The organism is Dehalococcoides mccartyi, from assembly GCF_001889305.1.
In the GTDB taxonomy this organism is placed as follows: Bacteria; Chloroflexota; Dehalococcoidia; order Dehalococcoidales; family Dehalococcoidaceae; genus Dehalococcoides; species Dehalococcoides mccartyi_A.
In genome coordinates this window covers 1,398,433-1,419,685 of the sequence record NZ_CP013074.1, presented here as the reverse complement: position 1 = coordinate 1,419,685, position 21,253 = coordinate 1,398,433, and the positions used below count along the sequence as shown (strand labels likewise).

The window sequence follows — 21,253 nt, the reverse complement described above, 5'->3', positions numbered from 1 at the left end:
GGAGAAAGCGTATGGCAATTACGAATTACGAACGAGTCACTAAAGCAATGGACTTGCTCAAAGAGGGTTTGAGTCCATTTGTGGAGAGGGAAGCAAAAACTGCCTTTGGTACCGGGCTGACTATGGCAATCAATAGAATTATGCAGGAAGACCGGCTTTATGCTAATAAACCCATAAAAGAATGGGATGTAGCTGGCTTGCTACACCTGATGTGGGATAGTTGGAACGAAGTATTTAAGAATACTCTTGGACCTGCGGAACGTGGTTTTGTGGGAGAGCTGCGTGGTTATCGCAACAAATGGGCACATCAGGAAGCTTTCTCATCAGATGATACATATCGAACAATGGATACAGCCAATCGTTTATTGTCTGCAATTTCATCTCCCCAAGCAGAAGACATCGATAAAATGAAAAAGGAGCTCCTGCGTCTTAATTTTGACGAACAGGTACGAAATGAGAAACGTAAAGCATCAGATGGTTTATTCGAAAGTCAAGTAGCGGGGAATCTCAAACCTTGGCGTAGTGTGGTAAGTCCCCATCAGGACGTAGCAAGTGGTACTTACCAACAAGCAGAGTTCGCTGCCGATTTATGGCAGGTGCATCTTGGAGAAGGCTCCGATGAATACCGGAAACCAGTAGAGTTTTTCCGCCGGACCTTTTTAACAGATAGTTTGAAAAAATTATTAATTTCAGCTATCCAACGAGTTAGCCGTAAAGGCGGCGATCCAGTAGTACAACTTCAAACCAATTTCGGTGGCGGTAAAACCCACTCGATGTTAGCGCTTTATCATTTATTTTCCGGTACCCCACCCACTGATCTTCCTGGTGTGGAAGCCATAATGAAAGAGGCGAAAGTTGAAAAACTGCCAATTGTTAAGAGAGTAGTTTTAGTAGGGAACCGCATTTCGCCAGGCAATCCCGTCAAGAAAACTGATGGTACGATTATACACACTCTTTGGGGAGAGATCGCATGGCAGTTAGGTGGTAAAAAGGCATACGATACAATCCGTGCCGATGATGAAAAAGCTACCAATCCAGGTGATAGGTTACGGGAGTTATTAATCCAATATGGTCCTTGCATAATACTGATAGACGAATGGGTAGCTTATGCCCGCCAACTGCATGATAAAGATGGTATTCAACTCCCGGCCGGCAACTTCGAAACCCAGTTTACTTTTGCCCAAACACTAACTGAGTCTGCTAAACTCGCGAAAAACTGTTTATTGGTCATAAGTTTACCAGCCTCAGATACTACTGGCTCTCCCCATACCCAAGCGGACGATACTGAGGTAGGAGGACAGCGTGGTAGAGAAGCGCTGGAACGTTTGCACAATGTTATCGGTAGAATAGAATCTTCGTGGAAACCAGCCAGCGCAGAAGAAGGTTTTGAAATTGTCCGTCGTAGATTGTTTGAACCGCTAACGGAACAAAGTCAATTCGTCGCTAGAGATACAGTGGCACGTGCTTTTCACGATTTATATAATACTCAGCAGCAAGAATTCCCCAATGAAAGCCGCAATGCTGAATACGAATCACGTTTAAAAGCAGCTTACCCAATACATCCTGAGGTTTTTGATCGCCTCTACTCTGACTGGTCAACTCTAGTAAAGTTTCAACGCACACGTGGTGTTTTAAGGCTTATGGCTGCTGTGATACATAATCTTTGGGAAAAAGGTGACCAAAATCCTTTAATTATGCCTTGCAGTATACCCATCTCTGATTCATACGTTCAATTTGAACTTACTCGTTACCTCTCTGATAACTGGACTCCGGTTATTGAAAAGGATGTAGATGGGCCGAGTTCTCTTCCGTTGAGGATGGATAATGAGATTCCCAACCTGGGGAAGTTATCAGCCTGCCGCAGAGTAACAAGAACAATTTATCTAGGGTCCGCTCCAACCGCCACTGCTGCCCATCGTGGTATCGAAGATCGCCGTATAAAATTAGGTTGCGTTATGCCTGGCGAATCCGCTGCAATTTTTGGAGATGCAATGCGACGCCTAGCTAGCTCTGCCACATATCTATATCAGGATGGCCCGAGGTATTGGTATTCCACTCAGCCGACTCTCACACAAATGGCAGCAGAACGAGCTGAGGATTTGAAACGTAATCCCGAAGCAGTCGCCGCTGAGATTGAAAAACGTGTGCGTGTAGACGTAAGGAGCACTGGAGAATTTAGTCGAGTTCATCCTTTCCCGCATTCTGGCCAAGATATACCAGATGATACGGATGCTAGGCTAGTTGTTTTAGGAATTGAATATCCATATGTAAAAGATGCTGAAAATATGGCAGAAGCGGCAGCAAAAACTATGCTGGAAACTCGAGGCAGTTCTCAACGGTATTATCGAAATACTCTAGTGTTTTTAGCTGTAGATAAAACTAGATTACAAGATTTGGATGAGGCAGTGAGAATTTTCCTGGCATGGGAATCAATCATCGGTGACCGTGAACGTCTCGACCTCACAGCGAATCAGGTGAGAGGAGCGGAAACTCAGCGTACCAGTGCTGATGGTGTAGTGGTAGCAAGAATACCTGAAGCTTACCAGTGGCTTCTAGTGCCGGTACAACCAGACTATAAGAAATCCATGGAATGGAAGGCTTATCGCTTAACAGGTCAAGATAGTTTGGCAATACGCGCCAGTAAGAGAATGAAAAATGAGGAGTTATTGCTAACCAGGTTAGCTGGCACAAACCTACGCCTCGAATTGGATAAAATTCCACTTTGGCGTGGGGATCATGTTGAAGTCAAGCAACTTGCAGATGATTTTGCTCAGTATTGCTATCTTCCACGTCTTAAAGATACTTCAGTACTTATATTGGCAATTCAACAAGGAGTCAGGTCTTTATTATGGAGACAGGATACTTTTGCTTATGCTGATAGTTATGATGAAAATGCTAAACGTTATCGTGGTCTATGCTGTGGGCAACAGATGAATGCTCTTGGTAGCAATGTCTCTGGAGTAGTTGTTAACTCCGAGATAGCGGGAAAGCAAATTGCAGCTGAAACAACTCCGAAATTGGGCACAAACGGGGGTTTTACTCCGGAGGGAACTGGCACCGCTCCTGTGACCGCTGGTTACTCTCCGGATACGGGAACTACTATACTAGGAAAACCAAAGGCTCCAAAGCGTTTTTACGGGACAGTTAGTTTGGATCCAGTTCGCGTAGGAAGAGATGCTGGTAAAATCGCCGAGGAAGTAGTCGCACATCTCATTTCTTTAGAAGGAGCTGATGTAAAAGTAACTCTTGAAATAGAAGCAAATATACCTTCCGGAGCCCCAGACAATGTTGTTCGTACAGTTACCGAGAATAGCCGCACTCTGAAATTTACCAGTCAAGGTTTTGAAAAAGAATAGAAGGCAATAGGATGATTAGTCAGTATGATTGTTAAAAAATTTGTCTCGGAAACTAAGACAGCGCAAGCAAGTAATAAGCTAAGTTTGATATGCAAACCATTAGAAGTTCAGGATGAAAAATTGACTTTATCTGTTCAAGAAGTGACTAAGCTGTTAGGAGTTAGTAAAAGTGGGGTTTACGAACTAGTTCACACTGGAAAAATTCCTAGTCTCAGATTTGGCCGCAGGATTCTTATTCCCCGGATGCAGTTGGATAAAATGATTTCAATGCAGATACTTCTATCAGCGTAAATATACCTATAGCCTAAGAGGTGATTTCCCCGGGTGAACAGTGACGATTTAGTGAAAGCAGAATACAAGTATTTCAAAGTTTATGATCCAGTAAGTAAGAAAGGCAAAAAATAACCAAAGCAATGCGAAAAGAGACGGCACAAACCATGTATGGCTTACCGGACTTTTCTTGTTGAAGTCAAACGGGCTAAATAAATATTCAAAATGGTCAGGTAACCATTCGCTCAACCATTCCGTTGATTTTCTTTTATCACCTGCCACCGGTGAACAAAGTTTGCCTTCTGACACTTGCATTATGACTCTGGTTTGAAAATATGAGATTAGACTAAAGTAAATTGAGAGTATAAAGCCGAAACCTATTAGTATACAGATTAGGGGCAGACAAAATGGGTTAGCATCTATATTAATGACCAGTGTTACAAATGCCACAATCAAAAAGGACATTAACACCAAGAAAAAGTGAAATCTCTGCTGGACATGTTCAACCTCAGTGTAGTATTGGTCAACCCAGCTACGTTTTATAGTATCATCATAAATTTTAAATTGTTCATTATCTGCCATATCTAACCTCTTAAAATTCTTCTAGTTAGAGTTACTTGAGAGGGCAACGCACTTAATAGAAGGATTAATAATATTAGTATTCTGATCCGGTTTTTCTTTATAAAGGTACTAGCTGCATTATAGCCTTAATATCTAATATCTGTAAGTCTCTGATATACGTGAAAATGGATGAAACCGATTAGCGAAGTCATGAGATATTGGTAGCTAATATAAACAGTCAGTGCTTGTCTTGCTAAAATATGAACCCAATTAGTAGCTAATTATTCTTCTAGAGCAAATCGCGCCTGAATAGCTTGCTTTAAGTCTGTTGCGTTTTTTGGTGCGTATCCCTGCCAGTGATTATTAAAAAAAGCAAAGGTGGTTTGGGTAGAGCCTACTGCTTTTTTAACCCGTTCTGCCAGTTCATTTATTTCCTCTGCTGAGTATAGGTAGCGGTAGCGTGTTTCAGCATTTCCTGTCCACCAATCCTGGGCATTCCGCCCATGAAAACGAAGGTATGCCAGTTTTGAAGAGGTGAGTGGAAGTTCCTGGCTTATTGAAGATTTAAATACTGGTTCGTCTATCTGCACCCAGGCTATATCAAGAGATGAAAGTAGTTTTCTAGTTTTAATATCATCGCTCCAGCTCCTATGACGCAGTTCCACTGCCAGCGGGTACTGGCTGAAGGTATTAAGCAGTGCCTCAAGGTAGAGTTTGTTTTCGTCGGTATTTATAAAACCGGGTGGAAACTGTGCCAATACTGCCCCCAGCTTTCCTGTAGCTTCTAACGGAGCTATTCCCCGTTTGAAAATGTCTACATCTGCACCTGAGAGTGAGGCAACCTTGCCGGTTGCTTTTTCAAACATCTCGGGGTGGGTAAATTTCTGCCAAAGCTTAACCATGAAACTGAAATCTGGCGGGGTTTTCTTCACCCAGTTCCAGACATAAGCCGGGTTGAGTGGGGTGTAGAAAGAACTGTTTATTTCCACACAGTTGAAACACTGGCTGTAGAATCCCAGTTCGTTTTTAGTTCCCTTAGGGTAAAAGTAACCGTTCCATGTACCTTCGCCCTTTGGGTAGCTCCAGCCTGAGGTGCCTATATAAATTTTACTCATAATTTTTCTCCCTGAAATTATACATCAGACAGACATTTACCTGTTGAAAATAGAACAGATGTTCTGTTATATTTTAATTGATTCTTAATGGAGTAGCAATGGATATTTTATGCATCTTAATACCGCATTTTGCCTTTGAATGTGCTGTACTTGCCGGAAAACTTTGCCGGGAGCAGAAGGCAGGGCTTGTTTACAGTATTGATTCTCAGAAATACCTGTTGGATTATACCCCTGGGCTTGAAGGGCTGAAGAAAGATATGCCGCTGGGTCAGGCGCTTTCGCACCACCCTGACATGCAGGTGATGAAAGCAGACATACCGGAATATAACCGGATGTTTGAAGGTGTTCTGGATGGCCTTGAATATTTCAGCCCTTTTATAGAAGGAAACGGAATTGGCGAAGTATATGCAGATTCCAGTGGGCTTGAAAAGCTTTATGGCGGCAGGGTAGCTTTGCTTGAGCGGGCGCGTATGGCTGTGCCCGAAGCCTTTGGAATTCGCCTTGGACTTGGTAAGAGTAAATTTGAGGCCCGTATTGCTGCACTATATGCCGAAGATCCTACTTATTACCTTTCCGGCAGGTTGAGCGGTGATTTTTTTAAGAAACTGCCCTGCCATATATTGCCGGTGAGCCTAAAATGCCGCCAAATGCTGAAAGCTTTTGGGTTGGATACTTTGGCTAAAATAGCCGAACTGTCACTTTCTCAGCTTCAGGCTCAGTTCGGTACGGACGGGCAACGTATCTGGAAACTCTGCCGGGGTCAGGATAGTTCACCGTTTTGCCCGCGGATAAAACAGGAATGCATAGAAGAAAGCACCAGTCTTCCTTCCCCCACAGTTTCACTTGAAGTGCTATTTATGACGGCAGAAGCCCTGCTCGCTAAAGCCTTTGCCAGGCTGGGTGAGCGCAGGTTGGGTATCCGCTGCCTCACAATGCGTACGCTTGGCTGGCGCGGGGAAAGCTGGGAGCAGGAAATTAATTTTAAAGAGCCGGCTTTAAACCAGACGGCGATAATCAGGCGTGTAAGACAGGTGCTTGAAAACTGTAGCCAGCCTGGGCCGGTGGAACAAGTGAGCCTCAGGCTTTCACGTCTTAGCTATCCGGTAGGCTGGCAGGGCAGTATTTTTACTGAGGTAAGGTCCAGTGAAAAGTTGGTAGATAATATCCGCCAGATGGAAATGCGTTTCGGTACACCCAAGGTATTTAAAGTGAAGGAAATGGAGCCATGGTCAAGGATACCCGAAAGACGCTATGCCCTGGTGCCTTTAAACCAGTAGATCTGCCGGAAGCAATCCTGGTGAGGGAAAGTAAAAGTGGCACCCCGCTTTCTGTAAGGGATTGCATCTGGCAGACTGTAGCCGGTGTAGAGGGTTGCTGGCGGATAGATGATGAATGGTGGCGCCCTCAGGTGGTCTCCCGGCTCTATTTTGAATTAAGACTGGCAAGCGGCTGTAAGATCTGTCTCTTTAAAAACCTAGCGGATGGGTGCTGGTTTCGCCAGAACTATTAGGGAAAGCACTATGTATGCCGAGCTTCACTGTCACAGCTATTATTCTTTCCTTGACGGGGCATCTTCACTCGAAGAGCTTATACTCAAGGCAAAAGAGCTTGGGTATACCGCTCTTGCCATTACTGACCATAACAATCTTTGTGGTGCTATGAGTTTTGCCCGGTTGTGTAAAAGCTTGGGCATAAAGGGGATCATAGGCGCAGAAATTACCCTTGAAGGCGGTTATCACCTGACCCTGCTTGCAAAGGACAGCCGGGGTTATTCCAACCTTTGCCGCTTGATAACTGAAGCTTACCGGCAGGGAGATCGCCGTCAGCCGGAGCTTCCCCGTGAGTATCTGGCTGAACATACAGAAGGTCTTATAGTCCTCTCAGGTTGTACAAAGGGCGAGCTTGTTGAACTGGTGAATTCCCATAAATCAGACGAAGCAGCCAGGCTTATCAAGGAATATCAGGAATGGTTCGGGGTGGAGAATTATTTCATAGAAATCCAGTCAAACCTGGTTTATGGAGATGTTGGGCGAAACCGCACACTTTACCAGCTTTCTGCCCAAACTGGGGCAAAACTGGTTGCCACCGGTAATGTCCATTACCACCAGCGCGAACGTCACCAGCTTCAGGACTGTCTGGTGGCAATACGCCACTGTCAGACACTTGAGGAAAGCCACCGGGTAAGGCGGCCCAATTCAGAATTTTACCTGCGCACTCTAGATGAACTTAAAGAGGCCTTTAAGGACTACCCACAGGCATTGGAGAATACACTTAATATTGCCGCCAAATGCGACTTTGATCTTGCAACCGCATCTGGTTACAGTTTCCCTGAGTACCAAACTGAAAATGGTAAAAGTCCGGATGAGTATCTGGAAGAAATTTGCAATCAGGCAGCCCTAAGACGCTACGGTACTGTCAGCCCGCAAGTTGAATTCCGGCTTAGGGAAGAATTGCGTCTGGTTAAGAAACACAGGCTGGCTGGTTTCCTGCTCCTATACCATGATGTGGCCAAACTGGGACGGGAGGTTATGGTGGATTTGGGACTAAGCAGTGCAGATTTGCCGCTTGAGGAAAACCCTCCCGGTCGGGGGCGCGGGTCATCAGTATCTTTACTTATCGGCTATCTTATCGGCATTTCCCATATTGATCCGCTTGAATTTGGTCTTTCTCTTGAGCGCTTTATGCCTGAAGACAGCCTTAGCTGTGCACCGGATATAGATCTGGATTTTCCCCGCAGTATCCGGGAAGAGCTTATCCTGAGAACCCATGAGAAATGGGGTTGGCGGCATGCCGCTCTTACCGGCACTATAGGCACTTATCAGATACGCGGAGCGGTAAGGGATCTGGGCAAAGTACTGGATCTGCCAGCGGAAGAACTTGCCCAGCTTTCGGCTCAGCTTGAATGGGGGAGCGCCCGCAAGCTTGAAAAAGTTATGCAAAAGCTCCCTCAATTTAAAGAAAAACTGGATTCACCCGGCTGGTGTGACCTTTTACGTCTTTCCTGGGAACTGGACGGCTTCCCCAAGTATCTTGGACAGCACCCCGGCGGTATGATAATTTCTTCCACTCCGATTTCAGATGTAGTGCCTGTTCAGCCAGCAACCACTCCCGGACGCTATATCTGCCAGTGGGATAAAGACAGCATAGATGATGCCGGCTTTGTGAAAATAGATTTTCTGGCTCTGGGTGCACTTTCTCAGATACAGGAATGCACCGGGCTTATTTATGAGAGAACCGGCACTATGCCGGATATGTCAAGAATAGATTTTAATGACCAGAAGGTCTATGACATGCTCTGCAGAGGAGATACCATAGGCATTTTCCAGGTGGAATCTGCCGCCCAGATGCAGACTATTGTGCGTTTAAAGCCCCGCAACCTGTTTGATATGGCCCATGAGGTAGGTGCAGTACGTCCTGGGGTGGGTGTAAATGGGGGGGTGCAGGAATATCTGGCCAGACGATGCGGTAAAAAACCTGTAGTTTTTGATCACCCACTTGAAAAGCATGCCCTTGAGCGCACCCTGGGGATAGTCCTTTTTCAGGATCAGGTAAATCAATTGGCCATAGATGTGGCCGGTTTTAAACCAGCCGAGGCAGATCAGCTAAGGCGGGCTTTTAGCCGCCGGCATAATCAGGCACTCTTGGAAGATTACCGGAGCAGGTTTCTTGCCGGTGCGTTGGCGCGGGGGGTAGACGAAGAAACCGCCGGGGTTATTTTCAGCAAGTTTAACGGTCAGTATATGTTTCCCGAATCCCATGCCTTTGCCTTCGGGGTGACTGCCTATCAGGCCTCATGGCTGAAACTATATTACCCTCTGGAATTTTTTACAGCTATTTTTAACCAGCAGCCGATGGGCTTTTACAACTTGGAAACCCTAAAAGAAGACGCCAAGCGTCATGGTATAAAGATTCTGAATCCAGATATAAATAAAAGCGATAGGCTCTGCCGGATAGAAAATGGGGCAGTAAGACTAGGTTTACTTATGGTGAGTGGCCTGGGTGAGGCGGCAGCAAGTGCCATTACTGAAACACGTACTGAGAGAGGTAATTATAAACGCATTGGTGATTTTCTGGAAAGAAGCGGGGTACTTGAAGATGTTGCTTTAAACCTGGCAAGCGCAGGCGCTTTTGACAGTTTTGAACTTAACAGGCGCAAAGTAAAGTGGGAGATAGGTTTGCGTTACCAGCCAGCCAATAGCCAACTTCCATTGCCGTTGCCGGTTGAACAGGATTTGGCTACACTTGCTCCACCATGTAACTGGGATAAAATGATAGATGAATATTCCAATCTTGGACTTTACCCGACCGGGCATATAATGGACAGTTTAAGGCACAAATTAGGCAAAGGCATTTGCACGAGTAAAGGCATAGACAAAATGAAAGATGGGGATTATCTGAGTACTGCAGGACTGGTTATCCGCCGCCAACGCCCCCGCGGCAAGGTAGTATTTCTTACCCTTGAAGATGAATTTGGGCATATACCTTGCATGGTATTCCCTAGCGTTTACCGGCAGAGTGAACTTACTTTCAAAAAACCTTTTCTGATAGTGAGTGGTTATCTTTCGCGGAAAGACGGAGCCTGTAATTTGGTTATTCAGAAAGTGGAGTCTCTGGATGTGAAAGAAAAGGTGACTGCCTCCAGGGATTGGCGATAGTCACCTTCTTATATTAAATGCAAATCTACTACTCTTTATTATCGTGATTATTGCGTTCAATAGATTTCGCAATGATCCTAACTAATCCTAATAGGAACAGCCCTCCTCCAATTATCATCACCCATTGAAGCATTTGGTACTCAATAGGCCCGATTCTGATGCCCAGTTGGCTGAGGTCTATTCCAAAGGCTGCATAACAGGTTGCGAACAGGATTAAACCGATTATTGTAAGGCTGAATCCGAGTGCCATGTAAATTCTCCTTAAGTTTATTCGTATTCCTGCCATTCCATCCCAGCATCGATTTTAACCTGCTTGGAAGAAATGAAGGAGAAAGTATTGTCTAAAACCAGATAGTAGGTGCCAGCGGTAAGATTCAACATAAATGAATGAGTGGTCAGTTTGCCTGAGTCATAACAAGGTGTTACAAAGTGATCGTTTGCCCAGTTAACGTAATCGGTACTATCCAGAATAAGCATCCGGATATCATTACCTGATCCACCGGAAGCATAAAACGAACCCCCAACCCGGGTATTAAGCATATCCGAAGAAATAGTAAACTCGAATTTATAATAATCACCTGCGGAAATATCAAATGTATTATCCATAAAATATGAGATCTTGGTTACCAGAGGGTGATTAAATAATCCCGGGTTGTTACCTGAGGGGTCAAAGATATTGGTATTGCAGCCAGTAAGGCAAATGGAAAGCAGCAAGGTAAAAATAACAGCTAATGAGATAATTAGTTTTCGCATTAGATCCTCCCGTACATGGATAAAGAGATGATATAACATAAACGCATAGGTGTCAATAATAATCAAATATAATCAATATGTGCCTAAAACAATACGGATGTGTAATATTCCATAAATAAATGGAGTATTACAATGGTTAGAAAGAAAATAGAGAAGTCAGAAACGAAGATTGAGTGCGGTTTTTTATCTTTTTCAGAGGCTCAGGAATTTCTGGGTATCAGTCACCAGACAATCTACAATCTGATTAAGAAAGGTTTACCTTCATATAAGCTGGGAAATAAACGGGTGTTCATAAAAGAGGATCTGATTAACTGGGTAAAATCCCAAAAATCATCGCCATAGTTTACATCAAAGGTGTGTTATAAAATATGATAAATATGACAAATTTACCTGCAAAATGTTCGTATTTTACTGATAATTTTAATACCATTAAAAGCCGATTTGTTTTAAATAATCAGCGCATTTTATTCTAGTGTTAACTCTTAGGGATCCAGTTCATATCGTTCTAATCATTTGGTTCTAGAAGTGTCTTCAACTTTTTCATTGAATCAACAATCGACTCTTGCTCTAAATTCTGCTCGTCATCGTTTAAATCTAAGTATTTTGGACAATCATTCGCGATCTCCTGTGGACTTAAATTGTTATTAATCATGGGTTCGAAAAATTTAATCCGTTTCTCTAATTTATTAAAATCAACTCCGACAGGGAGGCGCCCTTGAGGTATACTACCACTTGCTTCCAGTAGTGCATTATTTTCTGGCTTTATATACTTATTCCATAACTTGGTCCAATCTTCAAAAGTGAAGGTCTCATCGATATTTGTGATAGTGGCATTAAAATGAGTTACGTAACTACCCTTATAAAATGTTGGTGAAATTATAATGTTTTTATATCCCAAGTTTGTGACCCACTCTGGATTATTAGTTAATAGATAGTATTTTAATTGTTGAATCGCATACTTCCAATATAAATCAAACGGCAGTCTGTGTCGTTTGATTAGTAGGTCTATAACTTTATCTATAAAAGAAGTTTCATCATTTACTGTTGATGTAAGGTGCTCTTGCAACCAGACAGGGAAATTCGTAGTATTGAAGGTTTTCTCTGCAGATTTGATCGCCATCTTTCTGATATCTAGGGGTAAATCACTATCAGCTATTTGATGTTTGGTCTCGACTTCATGAAATACTTTTAACCACTCCAATAGTACTTCAACTCCGATTATCCTTTGGGCCTCTTCTTGAGATACTTTTTCCTGGTTTTTTCTCGGTTTCATCAATAATTGTAATTTATCAGAATATATTTTTTGTTCAAATGGTATCTTAATTTGCTCATCAGGAAGACCAAGTGCATTTCTAATATCCGAGATATCTTTTCTAAGATATGGGTTATGAGGTAAAAGGTTTATTCTAGCCTTTGTCGCACGATAAGTATCGTCCCATTTGATATATTTTCTCCGAGGAAAGTACTCTGGAAATATTAGTTTAAGCGTACGTTCAACTCTTCTTGCTAAAGCAGGATCTTTTTTGCGTAAACTTGTTATTGCGGGTTGATATTTGTCTAATATTAAATACGCTGGCCCTCCATTCTCCTCACCTTTGGGGAATAAGGTATTTAACGCCCATTGTATTTTATCCGTTGTCATAGATACCCCCCTATGACGCAATTACACTTCATGAATTATAGGACATACTTTTATTGATGCCAACAGAAAGTTGGCAAGAGGAGGCAACAATGAAAACTTTAGCGCAACTCTTGGGTGTACTATACCGGCTGGGTATCAGGGCGGATGAAATCTTGCTGGAGGATTCTATTTTCCATACTCTTGCGTACCGAGCCAGAGAAATTGCACGCCGCAGAGAGGAGGAAGAAACTTATGACCCGGAAAATGATGATGAATAGAGAGATAGATAATTTGGGGAACCAAATGGTTTTGGGATCTTAAGGCAAGGAAGGTTTTTATGGATGTAAATTGCGCCGCGGGTGTGATGAGTAGCATGGTATCCTGCCGGGATACAGGAGCGGGTTTAAATCCCAGCGCGGCGCTCCATAACCTCTTGGTTTGCCCAATTCCCCGGAAAGCGGCTGCCCGGATTCTGGAACGGGAGCACTATCTGCATTCATTTCCGGCAGGCACGATGCTTTGTTTTGGGGTTATGTTGGATAACCGGCTGACCGGTGCCATTACTTTAGGTGCCGGTCCAGCCTTGGCTTACCGACTGGTGGATGGGGCAGAGCCTCAAGATTGTTTAACTCTTACCAGATTTTGGTTATCAGATGATTTACCTAAAAATGCTGAATCAAGGGTTTTAGGGGTGATATTCAGGTACTTAAAACGTCATACAGATTTAAAGTTTCTGATATCCTACAGCGATCCATCGGTAGGTCACTTGGGAATTATCTATCAGGCTACCGGCTGGCTTTATACCGGACTATCCTCGGCGATGCCCCTGTATGATTTGGGAGATGGCCGACTCAGGCACGGACGCTCTTTAAATAATTTTCTGGGCAGTCGTGAACAGGGCTACCTAAAAAAACAGGGGATAAAAATTAATGCGATTAAACAATCTGCCAAGCACAGATATTTATATTTTCTGGATTCGAAATGGAGGGAATACCTGAAATCTGCGGTATTACCCTACCCTATAAAGGAGGGAAGTAGTGGAAACAACTAATTTGCCCTTGGAGATTCTCAGGGAAGCGGTCTGGAACCCGAACCAACTGGATGAGAAGACACTTGAGAAATTGAAACAGAGCATTAAAAGATATGGACTGGTTGAAAATCTGGTGGTCAGATCTAAAGATGGGTATTTTGAAGTCTTATCCGGCAACCAGAGATTAAAGGTACTGGTTGAACTTAAGATACAAACTGTGCCTTGTATTGTACTTGAATTAAATGACTCTGAAGCTAAACTGTTGACTCAGGCTCTAAATCATATCCACGGGGTGGATGACCTGGGGCTCAGAGCTCAACTTCTACGGGAAATTTTGTCCCAGATTAAACAGGAAGAAGTACTTTTGGTATTACCTGAATCCTCGGATAATCTGACTTCTCTGGCTTCCATAGGCCAGGAAGAATTGAGTGTTCAGCTCCAAAACTGGCAGCAATCCAGACTTACCAAATTGAGTCATCTCAATTTTCAATTGACAAATGACCAGAAGAAAGTTGTAGAAGAAGCCATAACCCGGTTTATTCCCTTTGCCAGAGGTAATAAAAGTGATAATCCCACTCTAAGAGGACAGGCTTTGTATCTATTATGTCAATCGTATTTGGATAAGGAGTAAAGATATGGCAGTCGAATCCATAAAATGCCCGGTCTGCAGTGAAACGCTGGAGGTGAAACTGGCCAGCGGCCGTAAATCCGGTAAACCTTTCATTATGTTTGTCTGCCCGAAAGATGGCAGGCATTTCAGGGGATTTATTACTCAACAAGAATATGTGAGACAGGTAGTAGAAAAATCTGAAAGACTCTTCTGCAAATGAATTAGGAATTGTTAGAGATGTCTATACAGGAAGATGGCGGCAAGCTTGCATCTGAAGGGATAACTCGATCCGATAAATCGGATGAGTTGACACGTATACGTGCTGCGTATACACTAACCGCCACTTCTGAGGTTGAGGTAATGCAAAAGATGATGGTAGAACAGTTTCTGACAACTCTGGCAGAGGTGGCATTTTCAGTTTCTCAGCGTGAAGCTAACAGGGAAACAGGAAATGGTCGAAACTAAACGGGCGGTTGCCTATGTCCGGGTCTCTTCGGCTTCACAGGTTGAGGGTTACTCTCTGGATGCCCAGGAAAGGCTATTTACCGAGCTCTGCAAGAACCGGGGTTGGCAGGCTGTACGTATATATCGGGAAGAAGGCAAATCCGCCCATGTAGACAGTATTCATAAACGACCGGTCTTCAGGAAACTCCTGGAAGATGCAGCCAAAAATGAATTTGAGATTGTAGTTGTACATACACTTGACCGCTGGTCGAGGAATCTTACCGTTACTCTGGAATCACTAAAACTACTGGGCAGGTACGGGATAGGGCTGGTCTCTATTGTTGAAAATCTGGATTATTCTAAACCGGATGGTATCCTTTTCACCCAGATGCTGGGGGCATTTGCCCAGTATTTCAGTGAAGCCTTAAGTACCCATGTCAGAAAAGGACTTGACCAAAGAGCTAGGGAAGGCAAACACAATGGCTGTATCCCATTCGGCTATGAATCCTGTTGGGAGATAGGCGACAAAGGAGAAAAGAAAAGGCGCTGCGAGAAGGAACACCCCGGGGGACTTCACATTCACTCAAGGGAAGGACCAGCCGTAGCCGAGCTTTTCCGGCGCTATTCCTCTGGTACAACCACTCTCTCCCAACTGGCTATCTGGCTAAATGAACAGGGATTTCGTACCCGCAATACCAAAAATCTACCTGATGCCAACGGAGAATTGGTTTCAGGGCCAAGATTATTTACCAGTTCCTCAGTCAGAAATATCCTGCATAACCCCTTCTATACCGGGCAGATAAACCACCGGGATGAAATCCTAACCGGTGCCCATGAAGCCTTAATCAGCCGGGAATTATTTGATACTGTCCAACTAGCCTTAAAAAAGAATTCGGGCAGATCTGAAACCTTGACTACTTCACCTGGTAGAGAATACATGCTTAAAGGACTGGTCAGGTGTGCCTATTGCGGAATGCCTATGTGGGCACAAACTTATAAAAGCGGAAACAGCTACTATCGGGAGCATCAGGCTTCAAGAAGCATACAGGAATGCCCCGGACATGGCGGTACTATAGCCTGCCATGTAATAGATAAACAGATAAGGGAACTTGTTTCCGCTATAGAGCTTGGTCCGGGCTGGCTTGAAGAGGTACTCTCCATCATAAGCCTTAAGGATGAAGTGGAAAGAGTTAAAAAAGAAAAAGAGCAGGTAACAGGTAAGCTCCACCGCATGGCCAAGACCTATATAGATGGTCTGATACCTGAGGAAGAATACTTAAGGCAGAAAAGACTTCTGGAACTCAGTCTGGAATCACTGGTTGTACCTGATTATGATGCATCCGAGCAGGCTGGGAAACTTATCCAGAATCTGCCTGTACTCTGGAGCAAGGCAAACCTTGCTGAACAGAGGAAGATACTTTTAACCATGCTGGACGGGGTGTATGTGGATGTGAAACAGAGCCGCTCGGTGATTGCAGTTAAGGTAAAACCGCCCTTTAAACCCATTTTTCAGGTGGCGGTATCAAAGAAGGAATCCAAAATACGTATCTTAAACGAGCCTTTGGGTACTTCACCCGCCGGCTCGTCCGTGTTTCTGGTGGAGACGGGGGAGGGTTGGCTGCGGTCAGAAACACACGGGGACTGGAGTTTGGCTAGTCGTATTCCCTCAATAAAATTTAAACAGTTTAAGTTGCGGGGTATTTAATTAAACTAAAGGGTGCGGCTTAAGCCGCACCCTTTTTATACGTTTTTAAACAAACATCAGGCAAGGATTAACAGTCTGGTTTATGCAAAATGCAAATATCGGTCTACCAGCTTCTGGATTTCATCATTTTTACCGTAGAACCTCTGACTAAGGTCATTGTCATTGTATGACTTCAGAATTTTTGCCAAGCCATCAATTACAGTCGGCGGGAATACGTTGTCCTTCTCGTATATCTGGCGGTCTTTTATAAGGCATTCCGCCGAATCCCAGCAAGAAGAAGGCAATTGGGGGAGCGCCTGCTGGATTTGGTTATTTTCGTCAGCGAAAATATTAACATCAACATAAAGTTTTTTGGCTAACTCTAAGGCATTTTCCATCTCAAGCCCATGCCGGGCGGCAACGGCTAGCCCTGCCATAAGCAGGTGAATATTCGCCGATCCATCCGGGCAACGGAATTCTACTGTTTGGCTGTCGCTGAAGGCGGTGGGCTCGTCTGTTTCCTGCGGATTGGCATCCTTTGCCATATTTCCCACGTTTAACCAGCCTAGAGGCACACGCACCAGAACAGAGCGGTTGCGGTCACCCCAGCATATATTGGTAGGAGATTCCTGGTGGGGTACCAGTCTGAGGAATGAGAGCGGGACAGTGTTTCCAAGGGCAGTTAGTGACGGAGCCAGTCTTAGGTAACCGGCAATGGCCTTGCGTGCTGTTTCGCTGAGACCACCACCGTTAATCAGTGCATTTGTGCCATTATTCATCAATTTGGTATGTACATGCAGGCCGCTTCCAGCGTGGCCAACCAGAATTTTTGGTGCAAATGTTACCACAACCCCGTGTTTGTGCCCCATCATCCACAGTATCCACTTGGCAATAACCAGCTGGTCGGCGGCGTCTTCAACTGGCACAGGCAGAAATTCTATCTCATTCTGTTCCATCTCGTGCTCTTCGTTAAATATGTGACCAACCTCAGAATGGCCGTATTTTATACGGCCTCCCGCCTTGGCTATTGCCTGCATTGCCTCGTATCTTAAGGTTTCCCACTTGCAGAAAGGGGCTGATTCCTGGTAGCCCTTTTGGGTTGTAGCGGGATACTGGTTTTGTTTATTTGCTATCACGTAGTATTCCAGTTCACCCATAGCTTGAAAAGTCAGGCCGGTGCTTTTCAGCAACGACTGGTTGGCTTTTTTAAGAATATTCTCAGGGGAACTCGGCAGAGGAGTGCCGTCTTTCGTATAGTACGAACATAACAGTTCGAGTGTCGGTGTAGTCGAGAACGGGTTAACAAAAGCAGTTTTGTAGCGAGGAACAATATACAGGTCACTTGAAGCTGAATCAATGTACGAAAAGAGGCTTGAACCGTCAACTCTTTCGCCGGCGGACAATACCCTGTCCAGTTGCGGCTTGCTACTTATTACAAAATTTAAGGTTTTTAAGCGACCGTCACCACCCAGGTGCCGAAAATTAACAGCTTTAATGTTATTGTCTTCTATAAATTTTATCAGGTCTTTTTTAGTGAATTCTTCGGGAGGTTTTCCTAAATGCTGAATTACCGGGTTTGGGTTTAGGGCTATGCTATCATTTACCATATTTCCATTGTTCCTTTTCAGATAATTTTAATGATAATTGCTGTGAAATTTTATTATTGTTCTCTTCTATCACATCTCCTATTAAATCCGATAAGGAGTTGTATATATCACTTTCAGCAATTTGCCGGCTTGATAATGACCTTTTGAACAGTGCTTGAACTTCAAACCGATCTAACCCAAGTTTAGTCATACGTTTCTCCTTTGGAATTTGTCTCGGCAGGATAAAATGTTTAGTACAGCCAGTAAAATTGACAATAAAGGGTTTGCCTATTTTTTACAAACTTCGCGCTGGGTGCATGTGTTTTTGCTCTTTTAATACCCCCTTAGATAAGCATTGTCACTCAGGTGCATAATAGAAATCTTAATCTCAAGAGCTGATTCTGAAGTGTCAATAATTCGCTCTATTGGTCTTGAGCCTGATTTATGTAAACTTATGGCATACGGTATATGAAATTAGAAGAAGGATAAGGAATAGGAAGAATTCCCTGTTCCTCTCTTTTATACATGTACATTTACCCATCATGCCTGCACCGGCAGGAGAGTTCAGAACCTTTGGAAGAGGAAAACAGTCAGGCTGCCTTTGTGGCCAAGCAAGGTGGGGATAAGCCGAAATTTGTTCCAAGACGTATTTTATTGGTTTCGGGCGCCAGTCACTCTCCATCTTTAAATTGACTCTGTTAAGAGTATCTGGTATTCTCCTTATTGAAAATACTGGAATAATACCTATATAATGCCTATAATATATGAGTAATATTGAATGAATCTTCAAGAGAATAATAATTCTCCGGCAGTTTACCCTGTATCGGGCAAGCCTCAGGATACTGGTTCTTGTCTGAAGCCGATTCCGCTAACTGTTGAAGGTCAAACTGATGAAGTTGAAATAGCTTTGCGGGAGCGGGTTAAAGAACTGAACTGCCTGTATGGCATTTTTCAGCTGGCAGAGCGCCACCATTCCTCTTTAAACCGATTCCTGTTTGAGCTTTCCAATTTTCTACCTAATGCCTGGCAGTATCCTGATATCACCAAAGCTAAAATAGTTTTTAGAGGACACTCCTTTTTATCCACCGGTTTTCAGATTAGCAAATGGAACCAATCCTCTCCGGTTTTGTTAAATGGCGAACTGATGGGTGAGTGTACTATTTACTACACCGAGGAGCGCCCTGTTATTTACGAAGGCCCATTCCTTAAAGAGGAACGGATTTTGCTCAATAACGTTGCCGTGCAGATTGGCAATTTAGCTGGACGTATTGCCATAGATGAGGAATTGGAGGAGATTAACCGCCAGCTTAAACTGGAGCGACAGGCGTTACAGGAAGCAAATACGGCTTTGAAGGTTATTTTGTCTCGGGGTGAAGCTGCTCGGCAAGACATATATAATGATATCAACCAGAACGTTGACAAGATATTAAAACCTATTCTCCTGTCATTGGAGGCTCAACTTCCTCCTTCACAGAAGATCTATACCCAGCTGATTCTTTCGAATTTGGAGGGAATAAGTTCCTCCTTTGTGACAAGCCTAACTGGAGTTTGTAACTGCCTGTCACCCGTAGAGATTGCTGTTTCCAATATGATCAAAAACGGGCTAACTACCAAAGAAATTGCCAGTTTGAGGGGTGTTTCGGCCGCTACCATAAACCGTCATCGTGAGAATATCAGGCGCAAGTTTAAAATTATCAATCAAAGTGTCAATCTGTCGACTTTTTTGCAGTCTAATCTGAATATTTTGGAATAACTGATATTATAGCTATTCTTCTGGTTTAGGTTGTTCTTAACGGTTACGGGTCTATAGTATTGTCTAATCAGTTTTGAAGATAAGGATTACTCGAAACCAAATCCTTAGCAGGATATATAGTTTTGTAGCTACACTTGGGGTGTTTAACTTGACTGGTACCTCTGCTTCTGGTCATACAGTATTTCTTCGGAGACCTTACGGGCTTTTCTCCTTTGCTGTATGGGTTGGGCTTATGATACCGAGTATACCCGCTATTATTACCCCGTTTTTACTCAGATATAGAGATAGAGGTCTCTCGGACATCTATACTCCCCGTCCTGATATTTACGTTCGAATGCCCTCGCCTATTAAGGCCAAGTCACGTTTTTAGCTTTGGTGGAGACGGGGGAGAGATGGCTTGGGTTCTAACTTCGACTGAGATCAATAGGGATCAAAGTGATAATGTCATAATCACTAGTATCCGCGACAGTTCCTGATAGCCTGTCTGACCGCCCTGGTGGCAGATTTAGCCATCATTTCACCCAGCTTGGTATGTCCGCCCACATAGGTATACTTATCCCCTGTACCCGATACACTGATTATCTGGTCTGTTCCTGTACCGGTTGCCTGCCATTCAGAGTGTACCGCACTCCGTATGTCCAGCTCCTGCAAGGCCACATTCTTAGCCTCGGTCAGGGTAATATACGATGAAGCAAGAGTGGGCGTTTCCAGAGTTGAGCCGGTAAGCAGTATGATATTTATCGTGCCTATCTTCTCAAACTTGCCGTTACGTTCTATCCCGCTTGCCGCATCACAGCCTATCCGCATAGCGTTGGTCTTTACCCCGGCGGTAGCAAAGGCAAGTACCCAAAACTCCTCATAGGTTTCTTCCGCCCAGGCTATATTATCCTGGTCTACCCCGGTGGACAGGAATGAGACATTATCCAGGTCTGTACCGTATCTTTTAAGGACTTCTTCAAGTACGACCGAGTAGGCCGTCTGCCAGTCTGCTGAGTTGTCGTGCATAAAATTCCAGAGTTCGGGGGGTATGTGAGTATTCAGTATATACTTGGCTTTACCAAGACCGGTGCGGGTGGAGAGCATATTCCTTTCTTCCGGCAGTTCTATTACCAAGGTATTGGTAGCTGCTCCCAGAGCTTTGTGGTAAACAATGCCCGCTTTTACCCCGTGGAAACAGCCCAGTTCTTTATAACAGGTATCTGTTTTAAGTTCAGATATCATCCTTCTTTCCTCCAATTCAGCTTAATTTACCCCACCCCTAAAAATGAGCCCCCTCCGGAATACAGGAGGGGGCTAAATATCTTTAACTCCACACCTGTCTCCCGTAGTCACCGGGAGGGCAGTACCTGAAACCGGACGCTTTGCTGGCTTGTGGTTTCACCACTCACAGTAGGCGCTACTGCTCCGGCTTTCCACCGGATTTCTTTCCCTTTTACCCTGCTTTAGGCCGGGCGTTTCAGGTAATATCTGTATTAACTTTTAGCTTTGATACGGCGGGTAACCAACTGCCAGCTAATAGCTAAAAGTATGACAGCCGGTAAACCAGTAACCAGCAGGAACATATAAGCTGCCTGAGGTGTTGATTCCTCTAAACTTCCTAAAAAATTTTGAATTGTAAATAGAAACAGCAATAAACCAGTTATACCGATAAACCATTCCGACCGATTGGGCTTGATATTATGCTTATGTATCCACCGAATAGATAGTAAGAAGAGTATGACTAATGCGACAATAATGATACTCCAGAAAAGAGTCCCACTTGTTAGTACAAAAATAGTAGAATTATCAAACATACAGCTAATCCTCTCATAAAGT

The 21,253-nt window shown here is 43.9% G+C and carries 21 protein-coding genes and 1 riboswitch; of the genes, 12 read left to right on the top strand and 9 right to left on the bottom strand.

The genetic code is table 11. From position 1 onward, the window contains the following. Positions 1-11: 11 nt before the first annotated feature. Together ASJ33_RS07850 and ASJ33_RS07845 are read left to right on the top strand one after the other, a co-directional pair. Positions 12-3,356, top strand: a complete 3,345-nt coding sequence (locus tag ASJ33_RS07850; RefSeq protein WP_072555801.1) for a Swt1 family HEPN domain-containing protein — start codon at positions 12-14, stop codon at positions 3,354-3,356. A 24-nt stretch (positions 3,357-3,380) separates the two neighbouring features. Continuing rightward, positions 3,381-3,647: a helix-turn-helix domain-containing protein gene (locus ASJ33_RS07845; protein ID WP_081372242.1), complete on the top strand. Its 267-nt coding sequence runs from the start codon at positions 3,381-3,383 to the stop codon at positions 3,645-3,647. 48 nt (positions 3,648-3,695) lie between these two features. On the opposite strand, the gene ASJ33_RS07840 is transcribed toward ASJ33_RS07845, so the two are convergent. Further along, a complete protein-coding gene (locus tag ASJ33_RS07840) occupies positions 3,696-4,208 on the bottom strand; it encodes a hypothetical protein (RefSeq protein WP_046961398.1) in 513 nt (170 codons plus the stop codon). Between the two features lie 260 nt (positions 4,209-4,468). Beyond that, a complete protein-coding gene (locus tag ASJ33_RS07835; protein ID WP_052753403.1) occupies positions 4,469-5,302 on the bottom strand; it encodes a DUF72 domain-containing protein in 834 nt (277 codons plus the stop codon). Between the two features lie 98 nt (positions 5,303-5,400). Here ASJ33_RS07835 and ASJ33_RS07830 point away from each other — a divergent pair, with 98 nt between their 5' ends. Then, positions 5,401-6,579 (top strand): DNA polymerase Y family protein, encoded by a 1,179-nt coding sequence (locus tag ASJ33_RS07830; RefSeq protein ID WP_072555799.1) that lies wholly within the window; start codon positions 5,401-5,403, stop codon positions 6,577-6,579. Positions 6,580-6,822: 243 nt separating this feature from the next. Further along, positions 6,823-9,957, top strand: a complete 3,135-nt coding sequence (locus ASJ33_RS07825) for a DNA polymerase III subunit alpha (protein ID WP_046961395.1) — start codon at positions 6,823-6,825, stop codon at positions 9,955-9,957. 28 nt (positions 9,958-9,985) lie between these two features. Here the strand turns inward: ASJ33_RS07825 and ASJ33_RS07820 are convergent, their stop codons facing one another. Together ASJ33_RS07820 and ASJ33_RS07815 are read right to left on the bottom strand one after the other, a co-directional pair. Continuing rightward, positions 9,986-10,207, bottom strand: a complete 222-nt coding sequence (locus tag ASJ33_RS07820; protein ID WP_046961394.1) for a hypothetical protein — start codon at positions 10,205-10,207, stop codon at positions 9,986-9,988. 17 nt (positions 10,208-10,224) lie between these two features. Next, positions 10,225-10,710 (bottom strand): hypothetical protein, encoded by a 486-nt coding sequence (locus ASJ33_RS07815; protein ID WP_046961393.1) that lies wholly within the window; start codon positions 10,708-10,710, stop codon positions 10,225-10,227. Positions 10,711-10,842: 132 nt separating this feature from the next. Between ASJ33_RS07815 and ASJ33_RS07810 the strand changes: the two genes are divergently transcribed. Then, positions 10,843-11,052 carry a helix-turn-helix domain-containing protein gene (locus ASJ33_RS07810; RefSeq protein ID WP_023652791.1) on the top strand — a complete coding sequence of 70 codons (210 nt, stop codon included), beginning with the start codon at positions 10,843-10,845 and terminating at the stop codon, positions 11,050-11,052. Between the two features lie 163 nt (positions 11,053-11,215). Here ASJ33_RS07810 and ASJ33_RS07805 read toward each other — a convergent pair whose 3' ends face one another. After that, positions 11,216-12,352, bottom strand: a complete 1,137-nt coding sequence (locus ASJ33_RS07805) for a hypothetical protein (RefSeq protein WP_046961392.1) — start codon at positions 12,350-12,352, stop codon at positions 11,216-11,218. An 89-nt stretch (positions 12,353-12,441) separates the two neighbouring features. Here ASJ33_RS07805 and ASJ33_RS08445 point away from each other — a divergent pair, with 89 nt between their 5' ends. The 6 genes from ASJ33_RS08445 to ASJ33_RS07780 all read left to right on the top strand — a co-directional run bounded on the left by ASJ33_RS08445 (position 12,442) and on the right by ASJ33_RS07780 (position 16,120). Continuing rightward, positions 12,442-12,609, top strand: a complete 168-nt coding sequence (locus ASJ33_RS08445; protein WP_155760401.1) for a hypothetical protein — start codon at positions 12,442-12,444, stop codon at positions 12,607-12,609. A gap of 59 nt (positions 12,610-12,668) precedes the next feature. Further along, positions 12,669-13,382, top strand: a complete 714-nt coding sequence (locus tag ASJ33_RS07800) for a hypothetical protein (RefSeq protein WP_046961391.1) — start codon at positions 12,669-12,671, stop codon at positions 13,380-13,382. Next, entirely contained in the window at positions 13,369-13,992 is a 624-nt protein-coding gene (locus tag ASJ33_RS07795; RefSeq protein WP_046961390.1) for a ParB N-terminal domain-containing protein, read from the top strand. The genes ASJ33_RS07800 and ASJ33_RS07795 overlap by 14 nt, the downstream gene beginning before the upstream one ends. Before the next feature lie 4 nt (positions 13,993-13,996). Continuing rightward, complete coding sequence (locus tag ASJ33_RS07790; RefSeq protein WP_023652786.1) at positions 13,997-14,191, top strand: hypothetical protein; 195 nt, start codon at positions 13,997-13,999, stop codon at positions 14,189-14,191. Positions 14,192-14,277: 86 nt separating this feature from the next. After that, positions 14,278-14,436, top strand: a complete 159-nt coding sequence (locus ASJ33_RS07785; RefSeq protein ID WP_155760400.1) for a hypothetical protein — start codon at positions 14,278-14,280, stop codon at positions 14,434-14,436. Next, positions 14,423-16,120: a recombinase family protein gene (locus ASJ33_RS07780; protein WP_236886598.1), complete on the top strand. Its 1,698-nt coding sequence runs from the start codon at positions 14,423-14,425 to the stop codon at positions 16,118-16,120. The genes ASJ33_RS07785 and ASJ33_RS07780 overlap by 14 nt, the downstream gene beginning before the upstream one ends. 80 nt (positions 16,121-16,200) lie before the next feature. Here the strand turns inward: ASJ33_RS07780 and ASJ33_RS07775 are convergent, their stop codons facing one another. Continuing rightward, a complete protein-coding gene (locus ASJ33_RS07775; RefSeq protein ID WP_072555795.1) occupies positions 16,201-17,706 on the bottom strand; it encodes a glutamine synthetase family protein in 1,506 nt (501 codons plus the stop codon). Further along, complete coding sequence (locus ASJ33_RS07770) at positions 17,696-17,896, bottom strand: hypothetical protein (RefSeq protein ID WP_012984537.1); 201 nt, start codon at positions 17,894-17,896, stop codon at positions 17,696-17,698. The genes ASJ33_RS07775 and ASJ33_RS07770 overlap by 11 nt, the downstream gene beginning before the upstream one ends. A gap of 567 nt (positions 17,897-18,463) precedes the next feature. On the opposite strand from ASJ33_RS07770, the gene ASJ33_RS07760 reads away from it, so the two are divergent. Next, on the top strand, positions 18,464-19,438 hold the full coding sequence (locus ASJ33_RS07760; RefSeq protein ID WP_011309933.1) for a helix-turn-helix transcriptional regulator: 975 nt from the start codon (positions 18,464-18,466) through the stop codon (positions 19,436-19,438). Positions 19,439-19,891: 453 nt separating this feature from the next. Here the strand turns inward: ASJ33_RS07760 and ASJ33_RS07755 are convergent, their stop codons facing one another. Together ASJ33_RS07755 and ASJ33_RS07750 are read right to left on the bottom strand one after the other, a co-directional pair. Continuing rightward, complete coding sequence (locus tag ASJ33_RS07755) at positions 19,892-20,659, bottom strand: adenosylcobinamide amidohydrolase (protein WP_023652810.1); 768 nt, start codon at positions 20,657-20,659, stop codon at positions 19,892-19,894. 111 nt (positions 20,660-20,770) lie between these two features. Further along, positions 20,771-20,912, bottom strand: a riboswitch (cobalamin riboswitch). Then, positions 20,911-21,231, bottom strand: coding sequence for a hypothetical protein (locus ASJ33_RS07750; RefSeq protein ID WP_023652809.1), 321 nt, complete (start codon positions 21,229-21,231; stop codon positions 20,911-20,913). Its footprint overlaps the riboswitch before it by 2 nt. Positions 21,232-21,253: the final 22 nt, after the last annotated feature.